The sequence below is a fragment of the Mycolicibacterium lutetiense genome, from assembly GCF_017876775.1.
GTDB lineage: Bacteria > Actinomycetota > Actinomycetes > Mycobacteriales > Mycobacteriaceae > Mycobacterium > Mycobacterium lutetiense.
On record NZ_JAGIOP010000002.1, the window covers coordinates 357,093 to 370,306 of the forward strand.

At 64.8% G+C, this 13,214-nt stretch carries 17 protein-coding genes; 9 read left to right on the forward strand and 8 right to left on the reverse strand.

Annotation, left to right across the window (positions count from 1 at the left end; translation table 11 throughout):
* Positions 1–65 precede the first annotated feature (65 nt).
* Both JOF57_RS10930 and JOF57_RS10935 read left to right on the forward strand, forming a co-directional pair.
* The gene (locus tag JOF57_RS10930; RefSeq protein WP_209916399.1) at positions 66–824 is read left to right on the forward strand and encodes an alpha/beta hydrolase family protein; all 759 of its coding nucleotides are present in this window, start codon (positions 66–68) and stop codon (positions 822–824) included.
* 63 nt (positions 825–887) lie between these two features.
* Entirely contained in the window at positions 888–1,391 is a 504-nt protein-coding gene (locus tag JOF57_RS10935) for a GNAT family N-acetyltransferase (RefSeq protein ID WP_209923244.1), read from the forward strand.
* Positions 1,392–1,407: 16 nt separating this feature from the next.
* Here JOF57_RS10935 and JOF57_RS10940 read toward each other — a convergent pair whose 3' ends face one another.
* Both JOF57_RS10940 and JOF57_RS10945 read right to left on the reverse strand, forming a co-directional pair.
* Positions 1,408–2,295 (reverse strand): coiled-coil domain-containing protein, encoded by an 888-nt coding sequence (locus JOF57_RS10940; protein WP_209916402.1) that lies wholly within the window; start codon positions 2,293–2,295, stop codon positions 1,408–1,410.
* A gap of 37 nt (positions 2,296–2,332) precedes the next feature.
* On the reverse strand, positions 2,333–2,983 hold the full coding sequence (locus JOF57_RS10945) for a maleylpyruvate isomerase family mycothiol-dependent enzyme (protein WP_209916405.1): 651 nt from the start codon (positions 2,981–2,983) through the stop codon (positions 2,333–2,335).
* A 146-nt stretch (positions 2,984–3,129) separates the two neighbouring features.
* On the opposite strand from JOF57_RS10945, the gene JOF57_RS10950 reads away from it, so the two are divergent.
* Entirely contained in the window at positions 3,130–3,276 is a 147-nt protein-coding gene (locus JOF57_RS10950) for a pyruvate ferredoxin oxidoreductase (protein WP_209916411.1), read from the forward strand.
* Positions 3,277–3,379: 103 nt separating this feature from the next.
* Here JOF57_RS10950 and JOF57_RS10955 read toward each other — a convergent pair whose 3' ends face one another.
* Positions 3,380–4,669, reverse strand: a complete 1,290-nt coding sequence (locus JOF57_RS10955; protein ID WP_209916413.1) for a hypothetical protein — start codon at positions 4,667–4,669, stop codon at positions 3,380–3,382.
* Positions 4,670–4,971: 302 nt separating this feature from the next.
* Here JOF57_RS10955 and JOF57_RS10960 point away from each other — a divergent pair, with 302 nt between their 5' ends.
* Together JOF57_RS10960 and JOF57_RS10965 are read left to right on the forward strand one after the other, a co-directional pair.
* Positions 4,972–5,400, forward strand: coding sequence for a cellulose-binding domain-containing protein (locus JOF57_RS10960; RefSeq protein ID WP_209923246.1), 429 nt, complete (start codon positions 4,972–4,974; stop codon positions 5,398–5,400).
* Between the two features lie 459 nt (positions 5,401–5,859).
* Positions 5,860–6,492 carry a hypothetical protein gene (locus JOF57_RS10965; protein ID WP_307869997.1) on the forward strand — a complete coding sequence of 211 codons (633 nt, stop codon included), beginning with the start codon at positions 5,860–5,862 and terminating at the stop codon, positions 6,490–6,492.
* Positions 6,493–6,510: 18 nt separating this feature from the next.
* Here the strand turns inward: JOF57_RS10965 and JOF57_RS10970 are convergent, their stop codons facing one another.
* Positions 6,511–6,654, reverse strand: coding sequence for a hypothetical protein (locus JOF57_RS10970; protein WP_234938096.1), 144 nt, complete (start codon positions 6,652–6,654; stop codon positions 6,511–6,513).
* Between the two features lie 83 nt (positions 6,655–6,737).
* On the opposite strand from JOF57_RS10970, the gene JOF57_RS10975 reads away from it, so the two are divergent.
* On the forward strand, positions 6,738–7,346 hold the full coding sequence (locus JOF57_RS10975) for an LGFP repeat-containing protein (protein ID WP_209916417.1): 609 nt from the start codon (positions 6,738–6,740) through the stop codon (positions 7,344–7,346).
* A 142-nt stretch (positions 7,347–7,488) separates the two neighbouring features.
* On the forward strand, positions 7,489–7,761 hold the full coding sequence (locus JOF57_RS10980) for a hypothetical protein (protein WP_209916419.1): 273 nt from the start codon (positions 7,489–7,491) through the stop codon (positions 7,759–7,761).
* Between the two features lie 9 nt (positions 7,762–7,770).
* Here the strand turns inward: JOF57_RS10980 and JOF57_RS10985 are convergent, their stop codons facing one another.
* The 3 genes from JOF57_RS10985 to JOF57_RS10995 all read right to left on the reverse strand — a co-directional run bounded on the left by JOF57_RS10985 (position 7,771) and on the right by JOF57_RS10995 (position 9,663).
* Complete coding sequence (locus JOF57_RS10985) at positions 7,771–8,463, reverse strand: hypothetical protein (protein ID WP_209916421.1); 693 nt, start codon at positions 8,461–8,463, stop codon at positions 7,771–7,773.
* A gap of 52 nt (positions 8,464–8,515) precedes the next feature.
* Positions 8,516–8,845, reverse strand: a complete 330-nt coding sequence (locus JOF57_RS10990) for a hypothetical protein (RefSeq protein WP_209916423.1) — start codon at positions 8,843–8,845, stop codon at positions 8,516–8,518.
* A gap of 83 nt (positions 8,846–8,928) precedes the next feature.
* Positions 8,929–9,663 (reverse strand): IclR family transcriptional regulator, encoded by a 735-nt coding sequence (locus JOF57_RS10995; RefSeq protein WP_209916425.1) that lies wholly within the window; start codon positions 9,661–9,663, stop codon positions 8,929–8,931.
* 85 nt (positions 9,664–9,748) lie between these two features.
* Between JOF57_RS10995 and JOF57_RS11000 the strand changes: the two genes are divergently transcribed.
* Positions 9,749–10,705 carry a TauD/TfdA dioxygenase family protein gene (locus JOF57_RS11000; protein ID WP_209916427.1) on the forward strand — a complete coding sequence of 319 codons (957 nt, stop codon included), beginning with the start codon at positions 9,749–9,751 and terminating at the stop codon, positions 10,703–10,705.
* 10 nt (positions 10,706–10,715) lie between these two features.
* Here the strand turns inward: JOF57_RS11000 and JOF57_RS11005 are convergent, their stop codons facing one another.
* Positions 10,716–11,282 carry a dihydrofolate reductase family protein gene (locus JOF57_RS11005; RefSeq protein WP_209916429.1) on the reverse strand — a complete coding sequence of 189 codons (567 nt, stop codon included), beginning with the start codon at positions 11,280–11,282 and terminating at the stop codon, positions 10,716–10,718.
* Between the two features lie 178 nt (positions 11,283–11,460).
* Between JOF57_RS11005 and JOF57_RS11010 the strand changes: the two genes are divergently transcribed.
* The gene (locus JOF57_RS11010; RefSeq protein WP_209916431.1) at positions 11,461–13,203 is read left to right on the forward strand and encodes a VanW family protein; all 1,743 of its coding nucleotides are present in this window, start codon (positions 11,461–11,463) and stop codon (positions 13,201–13,203) included.
* Positions 13,204–13,214 lie beyond the last annotated feature (11 nt).

A 13,214-nucleotide genomic window follows, 5' to 3' on the forward strand; every position in this document is an offset into this window, starting at 1 on the left:
GTCGGGCGATCGAGGTAGGTGTCGTCAGGAGCGCCCGAACACCGGCACTTCCGAAAGGCACCACCATGCATTTCAGCTCTGAGACATCGTCGAACGGTGTCATCGAACGCACCTTCACCCTGGACGACATCACCGGTGTGCTCTGGTCACCGGAGACCAGCTCCGGCGGCGCGCCCGTGATCCTGGCCGGTCACCCCGGCGGCCTGGACAAGAAGGCTCCAGGGCACGTAGCGCGGGCCCATTCCTCGGTGCTCACGGATGGTTTTCACGTCGTCTCGATTGATGCGCCCGGACATGGCGACCGGCCACGCAGCCCAGCCGATGTTCGCCTGGTCACCGCCTTCCAGCAGGCTCGGGCGGAAGGCAGCCCGTCGTTCGGTCGGCGCCTCGCTGAGTACTGCCACTCGGTGGCCGAACGCGCCGTTCCCGAATGGCAGGCGACGATCAATGCCGTACAAGCCCTGCCCGAGATCGACGCACGGGCGCCTATCGGCTACTCGGGCATGACGCTCGCGAGCGCGATCGGAATACCGCTGGCCGCGGCCGAGCCTCGGATCACTGCTGCGCTCTTCGGAGGGGTAGTCGCCCACGATGCGCTGCTCGAGGCAGCGAAGCAGGTAACCATCCCGGTCGAGTTCCTCCTCCCGTGGGACGACAGGGAGATCCCGCGCGGATTCGGTCTCGAGTTGTTCGGCGCCTTCGCCTCGGAAGACAAAGTGCTGCATGCCTTCCCGGGCCGGCATCACCCGGTGCCCACGGACCGGATCGACACTCGATTCTTCCCCCGGCATCTCGGACGCTCGTCGACCACAGTGGCGGGCTGACGGGGCCAGGGAGCGGAAAGGTTCACGTAGCATGAAACACAGTCGGTGAGTGGAAAGTTGGATATGTGGACTACCCGAGTTGAACAGCCGCAGGATGTCGGCCGCATCCACGCGGTGAACGCGGCCGCGTTCCCCACGGCGCTCGAAGCGAACCTCGTCGATGCGCTCCGAGAAGACCCGACCGCATGGATAGACGGACTGTCCATCGTCAGCTGCGACGTGAACGGTGAAATTGTGGGATATGCGTTGCTCACGCGATGCACCGTCGACGGTCATCCCGCCCTCGCACTCGGGCCCTGCGCGGTCCTGCCCGACCTCCAGCGAAGTGGGGCCGGGTCGGCAGCGATTCGCGCAGGGCTTGAGCGCGCGCGCCAACTGGGGGAGAACCTCGTTGTCGTGCTGGGGCACGCTGACTACTACCCGCGATTCGGGTTCGGCCCGGCATCGCGCCTCGGTATCACTGCGCCGTTTGACGCGCCGGACGGCAACTTCCTGAGCCTGACCCTGGATCCTGAAGCGGCGGCACCCCGCGGTGAGATTGCATATGCCAAAGCCTTCGGCGTCTGACGCCTGAACCGCACCGTCACTCGCGCGTGAGGCGGATCAGCTGCGATTCTGCCTGCACCGCAGCTTCTTCGGCGGTTCGTAACCTGTTCTGCAGCTCATCGGCGGACTGTTGTGCGAGGTCGAGTTGTGCATCCGCTGCCTCGAGGTCGTGCTGCGCGGCCGCGAGGGTCTCGAGGACTTTCTCGTAGCGCCGGCGTGCGGTTGCGACCTTGTGCCGATGTTCCTTCAACGTTGCGAGCGCGCCGTCGTGTGCGGCGCGGGCCCCGCCCAGTTCGGATGCGGTGGCGTCACGGCGGCGCCGGGCCTCCTCGACCGCGGCGGCGTCCTCGTGTGACTGCTCCTCTGGCGACGGAAGCGACGGAAGCGACGGCGGTGGTGGGGTGGCCCTCGGCGAGGACCCAGAGTCGGATCGGGCCCGCGTGATCACAACGGACGACGCTCCGAAGTCACCGAATCCTGACCACTCTTCCGCTCGGGACAGCCTTCCCAATCGCGCAGTGACCTCGGGATCGGCGATCGCCGCCTGGAGTGTGCCGGTGACGTCGTCGCGCAATGCCGCTGGCGGATCGGGCAATTCGGCGGCCGCGAATCCAGCACGGGCCAGCCCCTGCACAAGCAACCGCTGCGCCGTGGACAGCTCGCGGATGCGTTGTCCGTCCATGGCCGCATGTGCGGCACGCAGCGATTCGTGCAAGCTCGTCAATTTCGAGCGGGCTGTCGCGTCGGTCAGTACGAGCAAGTTCACCACCCACGCAGCCGTCGTCGGCCGTTTAGCCGCGGCGATCACCTTGGCCGCCAACACATCACCACGCTTCTTTGCTGCTGCCGCGAGCTCATTGCGCCGTGCGGTGAACTCCTCCGGCCGCAAGCCGTAGAGCGAATTGAGGTCGTCGTCGACGGTCATGGCAATCTCCCAGCGCGGCAACTCCGGTTTCCGCCAGTCACACTCGACCCCCGAATGCACGCAGTTCCTCCACCATTGGGCCGGGCCCGGCCATGGTGATCTCGCCTGCTGCTCGCCGCCCCGACAGCCATCGGACCAGATCCGGGGGAGAGCCACCGACAATCACTTCGGGCCCCGACTTCGGGCCGACCGACCACCGGTGGTCGCCGTCGCTGGTCCCGACCGTCACCCGAACGCCGACGGGCAGCTTCTTGAGCTGATAGCGCAGCACGAGGGGAATGGCCGCCACGAGCGTTGCCGGCACCGCGTGGGCTCGTGTGCCGAAACCGATGAGATCCTCGTGATGGGTCCAGTATTCGAACAGGGCCAGCGGAGCCACCACCGGATGTAGCAGCAGCCGTGGCATGGGCCGACGCAACCGATCGATCACTGCCGCAAAACCGTGGCGTCGCTCCCGACGAAGCGCTGTGTCCACCATCTTCGGTGTGCCTGCGACCGAAACCCCGCGGGTTACCAGGGATCGAGCGATGAAGGTCGTCACGCCGCCGTAGCGTTCTTCGCCGACCAGGTGGGCCGCAAGGTCGAGTGCGGTCCAATCGCCGCACGCGGTAGGGGCCGCCGGACCCAACTCGATCAACGACTGGGTGACTGCCGCTCGTTCGGCCTTGACGTCCGCTGCGATCGTCATGTCCAGAAGTGTTACCTGAGTCCGACGGCAGTCGTCACTTTTCCCACGATTTGACCCTCACCGGCACGCACCGGCCACTCTCGGCAAGCTGTTTGGTCAGCTCGTCCAGAGCACCTTGGATCACGCTTGGCGAATAGCGGCCCCAGTTGGATTGGCCCGACACCTACCAGGCCGAGTACATCGCACTGACCCAGCTGCAGGCGGACGCGCTGGCCACTGCGGACAGGAAACTCGCCGATTCGGCGAGCGCGTTCGTCGAAACCGTTTCTCCAGCAGAGATTTTGCGGCCATAGAGTGCGGTCCATGCCGCGTTTGTAACCGGGTGGCGGCGGATCTCGAATTTCTCCGCCACCCGGTTACGGACGTGAAGGTTCGGTGACCGCGGGGGTGTTGCGGCTACTTCAAGACGATCACCACGGCGTAGCCGTCATGGTCGCCGGTTGTCGTGGTGGCGGTGTTGTACGAGTTGTCCAAGGGGACCATGCCGCCATAGGTCGCCTGGCCGCTCGCGATGAGCCGCATCGCCAGCGCATTGCGGGCGAGGTTGGATGAGACGTACGCGTGTCTGGGCAGCAGCTCGTAGATGACGAACTGTTCGGTGCTGAACGAGCCGCTCCAGACGTACCCGGTGCTGGTCTCCACCGGGTCGGGTCCGAAGATTCGGCCATGGTTGTTGGGGAAAAGGAAGAAGTTGTCCGAGTAGCCCACCAGGAGGCCAGTGGGCTGCTGCCCGTAGGTCACGTCGTCGATCGTGCCGTGGAACCCGGTGCTGTGAATGGGTTGGGCGGGAAAGCCGGACCAGAACATCGCGGTGTTGAGCTTGCGCGCCGACTCAGCAGCTGATGTCGACGTCGGGTCGACGATGATGACGTTGACCGGCTCCAGGACCGTCCTGCCACCATGCGGCAGCCCACCGTAATTGGATATCTGCCCGTTGGACTGAAGCATCCATTTGCCGATGTCGCCGTACACCGTCGGGGCCTGATCGGTGGGGGCCGGTACCCCGGGTGCAATCGCCGGGACGGCGTTGACGCCGACCGGGGTGTGACCGGCTGCCGGCCCGAAGTGGTTGGCGCCGAGGGCAATGCGTTCGACTTCCCGGTGGACCAACTGCACCATGGTTTGCACCATCGGCATCGGGACTGCCGGTGCGCCAACGGTATTCACCGCTGAGGGCGTGACGGCGAGGGCCGACACGACTCCCGAGACCGCGGTCGCGACGGGATTCGCGATGGCCGGCTCGGCGTGCGCGGCCGTCGCCGCGGACATCGGGGCCCTGCCGGTCGTCGAAGGTGAAGGGGCAGAAGACTTGTTGATCGCGTCGGCGGGTGAGCGTGCCGCACGTACTGACTTGGCAGCGCTGTCGCCCGAGCGGCGGATGGACGGCTCCGTGGTGGCAGAGCGGGTGGCAGCCAGGGGTGAGCGCCGATCGCTGATCGGCGCTCTGCGGCCGTGGGCCAGCTTGATCCCTGGAACGGGTGACAAACCGCGTTTGCGCGTCTTGGCGCCGGGCGATCCGGCGGAGGGGGATCCCTTGACTGTGCCGGCACCGGTCGGTGAATCCGACGAATGTGCTGCGGTACCACCCGCGTTATCCGCGGGGCCTTCGGCATTGGCGATTCCGGCACATCCTGCCACCACCGCACCGATGCCCAAGGTCAGCGCCAATAGACCGACGCGACCCACGTACATCGCTGCGCCCGGTGCGGTCGGTCCGGCGGAAATTCGATGTTGCGCTGCGATATACGAGGCAGTGTGCCGACCCATGGCTGTCCCGATCGTTCCCGGCGGATGACCACAACTCTCCGCGTGTTCCCAGCCATCGTCGGCTGACGAAGTTTATACACACGGAGGACCGGGCCGATACAAGATTCAGGGGGATCGAGGAGACTGGAGATTGCGCGACGGTTTCAGTTGGGCAAAGGTACGGCACCTTACCCGCGATGCGAGTCGCCGACATCCCTGTTTGGCTTTACCTTGGTAAAGCTATGGCGGGATGGGACAAATATGTGAAGCGCTGGCGCACAGCGCTTCACGTCATCGTGTCGGCGTTGATAGTTGCCATCCCCGGGCTCGTCATCACTCCCGTAGCCCATGCGGCTGCGCCTGCGGCGAGGATATGGGTGTCATCGACATGGCAAACCGGTTTCATCGGCCACTTCACGATCGTCAACTCGAGTCCGGTGCCGCTATCGGATTGGAAGCTCGAATTCGACTTGCCGATGGGGGAATCCGTCTCGCACACGTGGAGTAGCAATCTCACGCGGTATGGCACGCACTATGTGCTCACGCCCGCGAATTGGAATCGCATCATCGCACCCGGCGGTACCGCCACCGGCGGCCTCAGAGGCGTGTTGTCTGGCTCGTACGTACCACCGTCGAATTGCGTGCTCAACGGACAGTATTTGTGCACCTAGCGGGCCTGTTGGCAAACGAATAGCCGAGCGTCATTCATGCGTGCCCTGGCCGTTGATGATCGAACCCATACTGGGATTTTGCCAGATCCCAGATGTTCCATTACAGTTCTCGGCTAATTACTACACCGCTGTAGTGCCAGGTAAAGTGGCGTCGATCACATTCTGGCAATAAGGGTGGTAGTTGCCACAAATGTGACGTGTCGGCGGCGGGCTGACCTTGGCGTCGCCTCGGCTGTAACGCACGCAGCAAATGTTTACTCGCGCGCATTTGGTCGGATCGGCGCTTGGTCGCCGCAGAGCGACCAGTGCACGGTCCATCCCTGTCTTCTTGGCGCCCAGAAGCGCGGTGAGAGGGGTGTTCGTGTCTGACACGGCTCCACACCCTCAAACCCCACAGAAGCGAGTAAGACCATGCCGAAGCTCGGCGGACCAATCCAGACGTTCGGAAAACAGAGACAAGTGAAGAAGATCATCACCGCTGTTCTCGTCGTCACCGGCGTCGGGGGTGCCACTCTGCTTTCCGCTCCGACGGACCGGCATGCGGCGGTCGCGGTTGACCAACCCCCGGCGGGGGAGACAGTCACCAAACAGGCCGCGGTCATCCCGCCGAGACCAGTGGTCGTGACCAAAGACTCCACCGCGCAGGACATCGTCAAGGCCATCGTGAGCCAGGGCCGAGCCGCCAAGCTGAGCGAAGATCAGATCAAGACCATCATCGCCACCGCAAAAATCGAGTCGACGTTCCGTCCGACCGCATCCGGCGGCGTGCAGGCCTATGGCGGCCCAGGGGGCGCGGCGGATGAGGTCATCGGCCTGTTCCAGGAGAAGGCCAGTTTCGGCACCGTCGCCGAGCGCCAAGACCCCAACAAGTCGATCGCCCGGTTCATCGCTCGGTTCACTGAGGCGTCCAAGAAGTACGGCATCAACGGCGACAGTGTGCTGGCGGCCACGCTGGCCCAGAACCCACAGCTGCTCAAGTACCGCGGCGGCGGCGTCGGAACTCACTACTACAACACCGTCAAGGCCGCGATGAGTGCTGCCGCAGACATGTACAGCCACGCTGTCAGCGCCCCGCTGCAACCGGTGACCTAACCCTTCACGTCCAACCCGTCAGACCGACTTGGTGATGCCGTAATAGGCGACCACATCGTCGGTGTCGGTGGTGGAGCTGGTAAGCGTCGTGTGGAGCCAGGAGGGGCTGCCGACGTCGCCGTCCGGCGGCGGTGGCAGATCACGATCTCCTGCGCTACTCAAGTGGTTCGGTTATAGTCCCGGCCGGGCGAGGGTTCAGCCGCAACTTGAACCCACACCACACGAAGACGCGGGAGGGAAAACCCATGAGGATGAACGCATACCGCCACACGGCCGTCGTCGGCCTGGCCACCGTCGCACTGATCACTGCGGGCTGCAGCAACGGCACAGGCGTCGACGCATCGGCGCCGCCTCAGGTCGAATTGATCGTCACCTCCGCGACCGAAGCCCCTGCGCAACCCGAAGAGGTGAAGCTGATGGGGGAAAGGGATGTCGAGGTTACGCTGACCGGCCCGATCGCTGCCAAGTACTCGTCGGCAACCGAGGATCAGAAGGATGCTCTCGGCAAGCCGCTGACGGGTGACCGCAACGCGGGGGCACGGGAGAGCGGAGTGGCTTTCCAGCAGTTCCAGGGTGGCGTGATCACCGCCAAGAACGACGAGGCGGGCACGCCTGCCTATATCACCTGGGGCAAGATCCGGGAGGCCTGGAATGTCCCACGCGACAAGGATGGCGTGCCTGCGGTCACCGGCGATAACGGCTCGGTGGGTCCGTTGGGCGCCCCCACCAGCGACGAGAGTGCCGTCGATGGTCTGCTCGTGGAGACGTTCGACCACGGCAAGGTCACGTACAACTCGAAGACCCGTCAGGTCGAGGTGACGGTCAACGGCAAGGTCGTACCGTCCGGGCTGTAGACACGACCCTCGAACTGCACGCGGATCGCTGAATGTGTTGCAGGCATGGGGGTTTCGTTTCGGCGTGCGGGGGACCGGCCATCTGCCCGCCCCGAGACGGAACTTGAGCTGTCATGTCGGACCGGCGCGGTAACATCTCGGCGTGTGGTGGACGGAGCTGGCAGAGGAGTCCTGGGACGCGCTGTTTGAGCCGCACCATCGGATGGCGATGGTGTTGCGTGCCAGGGAGGTCCTCGACGAGGTCGAGTTCCAGTCCCGCACCGCGTGGGCGGCCGCAGAACCGGTCGCGTTGGCTGGGGTCGTTCGGAAGATCCGTCGCACCCTGATCGAAGCCGGGACGCCGGGCCTGTGGATCTATTGGTCGCTCGATGCCGATAAGGGCGCGATCGTGCTTGATTTCGTCTTCGCCGACTGACGGCTCTGATCAGTCTGCGGAGCTTGCGGCATCAAGTGCGGCGAATTGCGTTGCGGTCCAATCCCACTTGCTGCGTGCCGTGGCGCCGGACTGGCTCAACCCGGCGGCGGTGACGGTCCTCAACTGCTCCAGATACTGCGTGCGAGCGGGCGGGGTAGGGCATTCGGCGCGCATGAAGTCGATCGCGCGAGCGACACCGACGGTTCTGCCGTTTTCCACGAGAGGCTCGGGCGGCAACAATGCCACCACGTCCTCGCCCGCGAGCGCGACAACGTCGTCGGAGATCGCAATGCGCGGGCTCACGGCGCTGCCTTCCAGGCGGTAGGCCTCGACGAGTGCGGGCCCGAAGATCATGTCCTGGCTGTGGAAGCAGTCACCGACGGCCGCCCCACCGCGGCACAGGATTCCGAAGTCGCGCAGATAGTAGAGCTGAATGCCGGCCAATAGCCGCAGTAGCTGGCAGACGGCCCGTTTGGCGCCGGCGGCGTCTAGGCCTGTCAACGGGATCGATGCGCCGATGTTGTCGGAGAAATAGACGGTCCGCACGGCGTTTCCCGGTTGGGCCTGTGCCACCTTGTGCTGCAGGTCAACCATGTAGGCCAGTGCGTTGAGGAACGTGTCGCTGGCGGCGAAATTCTTGGCGCCGAGAGTGTCGACGAACCCGACCGCGCAATGCGTATAGCTACGTCCGCCACGGGCCAACGGGTTTGTCGGTCCTGGGAACGGTCGTTCTGAGGGCAGTGACCCGCTGCCTTCAGGCACGCCGGCGGGCGGCCGTGGTGCGGGATCGGCGGGCAGGTGCCTGGGTCGTGGCCGACGGGGCATCCTCCGGTTGGGGACGCGAACGTTCCGGGCGTGGGCGCAGATCACCGGCGTCGGCAAGGGCAACCGCCTTGCGTAGACGGTCGGCAATCATCGTGACGGGCACGCTGACCACGGGCGTCAGCGTGAGCACGCCCATGTCGTCTTCCTCTACTCGGTAGCGGCGGTGGCCGGGCTTGCCGGCTTTACCCAAGGTGACTCGGCGCCGCGGGTCGACCTCGACCTCGGTGACGAAATGCCTGGCGGGTTGCGGGCTGCTCATCATCCACCTCCTCACGCCATCCTACCCAATATGTAACAGATGGGTAGTACCCAAATGGGGCAGAACCCACGTTCAGCCCGATTCTACGACCTGGTCGGCTGTGGAACGTTGCGTGAGAGCAGATTCGCTGTCTGGCACACCAGCTCGGCCAGGCGGGGGTGGCTGTCGGATGACATCCGTTCGGCCGGTCCACTGATCGCCACCACGCCGATCGGGCGACCGTCGACCTTGAACACCGGTGCGGCGATGGTCATGGAGGGGGCGTCCACCTCACTGCTGGCGGCGTAGCCACGCGCGCGGCATGCGTCGAGGAGGTGCAGGAACTCCGCATCAGGCGGTGCGCCGAGGAGTTCGGTCTGCCGTTCAATGCTCAAGAAAGGCAACAGGATGCGGCCGGTGGCGCTATCGCGCGCGGGGACGATGGCGCCGATGCGCGGCACCATACGCAGTTCCTGCCGACTCTCCGCTACCTGTGACACCACCAACTGCGGGCCGTCCGGTTCATTGAAGATCGCGGTTTCGCCGGTCTGCATCGCGAGCTGCTCGAGCGCCAACTGGATGTTGTGGCGCAGGTCGGACTTGGCGTGCGAGCTGTGGGCGATGTTCAGGATGCGCGGGGTCGTCTCCCACCGCGTCATCTGCTCCTCGCACGCCTGAATCCAACCCTGATCCGACAGCGTCACGAGTGCGCGCTGCACCGCGCTTTTGTCGATTTCCAGCATCCGCGCCAGCGCTGCGACGCCGACAGGCTCGTTGGCGGCCACCGCCTCGAACACGGTCAGTACCCGTGCAGCGGTGGAACTGCCCTTGACGGCCATCGGCTCACCTCGCTAATGTTAGATAGTGATTCACCGTATCATATATTGATACGTACTGGGCCCCGAACGGAGAAGGAAACGAGAGATGTCACCCATCCACGTCAGACCCCTTCGGGACGACCTGTCGTTCGGCGCGCGGGTCACCGGCGTCACGCTCGCACTGCTGGAGGACCAACAGGTCCGCGACCGCCTCAGGCGCGTCTTTCACGAGCGCGGGATGATCCTGTTCGAGGAGGTCGAGCCCGACGGCGGGCTGCAGGTGGAGATCAGCAAGGTTTTTGGCCCGCTGAAAGACCATCCGGTTCCCTCCGTGCCGCGAGCCGGGGGAGCGTTACACCCAGGCGTCATCGAAATCGGCCAGGCTCCGCGTGAGGGCAACATCGTCGAGGTCGACGGGAAAGAGGTGACTTCATGGCTGCCATGGCATTTCGACCATTGCTACAACAACGAACTGAACCTGGCGGGCGTCCTGCGGTGCGTGACCGGTGTCAGTGAAGGGGGAGAAACCGGCTTCGCCGACGGCATCCACCTCTACAAGACTCTGTCGCCGAAATTGCGCAGGCAGATCGAGGACCGCAACATCCTCTACTCCCTGAACCTGCGCTTCGCCGAGATGCGCTTCGGCCTGGCCGATGGGTTCCGGGAGATCCAGCCGCACGTGCGCCTGCAGGCGACGATCGATTACGGCAAGAACCTTCCCCGTGCTATCCATCCCGCGGTGTGGATGCGCGACACCGGAGAGAAGGTGCTGCACATCTCGCCGTGGATGGCAGAAGGCATCGAAGGTGACGAGACGTCCGACGGGGACGAACTCCTCGAAGCGGTGTGCAGGGAGATGCTGGCCGGCCTCACGCCGTACTTCCACAAGTGGCGCCCCACTGACATGGTGATCTGGGACAACTTGCGGATGCTGCACGCCGTCAGTGGCCACGATCCAGACGAGCCGCGCACCATGCACCGCACCACGATCCAGGGGGACTACGGTCTGGGCTACTTCGAGGGCAACGTACAGGGCGACAAGATCCTCGAGATGACGGTCTGAACGCGGCCGATCAGTCGTGTTTCGTCTCGTAGCGCAGCAGTACCGTGCCACACGGGAAGGTGCGGTTCTCCAACAGTCGCAGCGAGATCCATGACGGCAGTGTCGGGAAGAACGGGGTGCCGCCACCCACGGCGGTGGGCGCGATCACGATCCGGTACTCATCGACCAAGCCGGCCTGCACAATCGGTGCGGCCAGCATCGCGCCGGCCACCTCCAGATTGCCCTCGGTTTCGGCTTTCAGCCTCGTCACCACCTCGACCGGGTCGCCGCGTTCCAAGCGGGAGTTCCAGTCGACCGACTCCAGGGTGCGCGAGAACACGACCTTGGGCATGTCGCGCCAGATCTGCGCGAAGTCGACGATCAGCGGGGTGGCGTCCGGAGCCTTGTCGGCGGTCGGCCAGTACGCGGACATCAGTTCGTAGAGTCGCCGCCCGTAGAACGCCAGGGCGGTCTCCCGCTCGAAGTCGTTCCAGTACTGGTGCACCTCTTCGCTCGGATCCGACCAGTCGATTTTGCCTTGTGCATCGGCGATGTAGCCGTCCACCGACACGTTGAAGCCATAGATGAGTTTGCCCATGGACGGCAGACTGCACCGGAGGGCAAAACTCATCGCGATCGCGCACACATTGGTGCGACTTGTGTGATCCACGCCGTTACGAGCAACCCGATACCATGGAACACACCGTGCGAAAAGCCGGTCTGAGCAAAGCCGGCCGCGGACATACCGGGCCTGACGATATTTGAGGAACCGATCCATGCAGGGCAAGACGCTGGTGCTGGGTGCCCTGAAGGGTCCCAGTGCGAGATGGCGTTCGCGTCGACGCCTGTTCCTGATCGTCGGCGTCCCGCTCGTTCTACTGGCATCGTTCTATGCCGCCGATCTGATGATCACCTCTGGAAAGGTTCCCCGCGGGGTGACCGCCGCCGGTGTTTCGCTCGGCGGACTGACACCTGAGGCCGCCGAGCAGCGCCTTCGCGAGGTGGTCGGCCCCCGTGCCGACCACCCGATCCCGGTGACGGTGGCAACCACCGAAGCCGAGGTAGATCCGAACTCGATCGGCTTGACCATAGACTCGCGCGCCACGGTCGATCAGGCCGGCGCTCAACCACTGAACCCGATCACCCGGCTCATGTCGTTCGTCGTGGAGACCCCGATCGGCTTGGTCTCCTCAGTGGACGAACAGGCCCTGACCGCAACGCTCGAGGAACTCGGGTCGACCGTCGCCGAGGACCCGGTCGAGGGCTCCGTCGCTTTCGTCGACGGTCGCCCCGTGTCGACTGATCCACAGACCGGCCGACGCCTCGATGTCGCTGCCGCCACCGGTGTGTTCACCCGTGACTGGGCAAGCGGTCAGGCCGTGGCCCTGCCGATCGTGGAACTTGCGCCGAGCATCACCAGCGCCGACGTCGACACCGTCGTACGTGACATTGCTCAACCTGCAGTGTCCGGGCCGATCACCGTCGTCGGCGGCAAAGTCAACGGCAACGGCAACGGCAACGGCGAGGGGGGTGTCATCTCCGAGGACACGATCGCGGCGGCGCTGACCTTCCGTGCCGAGGACGGGCGCCTGGTGCCGGAAATCAACGAGAACCTGATCGTCGACGAGCTCCGCCCCCAACTGGCGGCGTCGGAGACCCCGCTCCGCAACGCCGACATCGACTTCGCCGCCACACCGCCGGCCAAGGTTCCCGAGCAGGCTGGCCGCCGAGTCGACTACGACGCGACCCTTGACGATCTGCTGGCGGTTCTCACGAGCACCGACGACCGCGAGATCACTGCAAAGTATGTCGACGAGCGGCCGACGTTCACCTTCGACCAGATCAATCAACTCGGCCCCATCGAAGTCATCGGCGAGTTTCAGACGAGCGGATTCTCCGGTGACTCCGGCAAGAACATCAGGCGCGCTGCCCAGCAGCTCGACGGCATCGTCATCAGGCCAGGAGAAACGTTCAGCCTCAACGCCGCAACCAATCCTCGCAACGCCGCGTCGGGCTATGTCGAGGCCGGAATCATCGAACACGGCAGGCCTGCACGCGGTGTCGGCGGCGGGGTGTCCCAGATAGCCACCACTCTCTTCAACGCCGGGTACTTCGCCGGCATGGAGGACATCGAGCACCACGAGCACAGCTACTACATCAGTCGGTACCCGGCCGGACGGGAAGCCACGGTGTTCGATGACGTGCTGGACGTCAAGTTCCGCAACGACGGTCCGACGTCGGTGCAGATACAAACCGAGTGGACGTCGAGTTCCATCACCGTCCGGCTGGTCGGTATCAAACGCTACGAGGTGACGTCCTCGCAGAGCGGGCGCAGCCGCCCGACGAGCCCGCAGACCGTCCGGATCCCTGCCGGTGAAGCCTGCAGCTCCAGCGGCGGCGGGCCGGGGTTCACCATCACCGACACCCGCACCCTGCGCGACATCGCCACCGGACAAACTCGCACCAATTCCCACACTGTCGTCTACGACCCCATACCCAAGGTCGTGTGCGGCGGCTGACGACCGCCGGT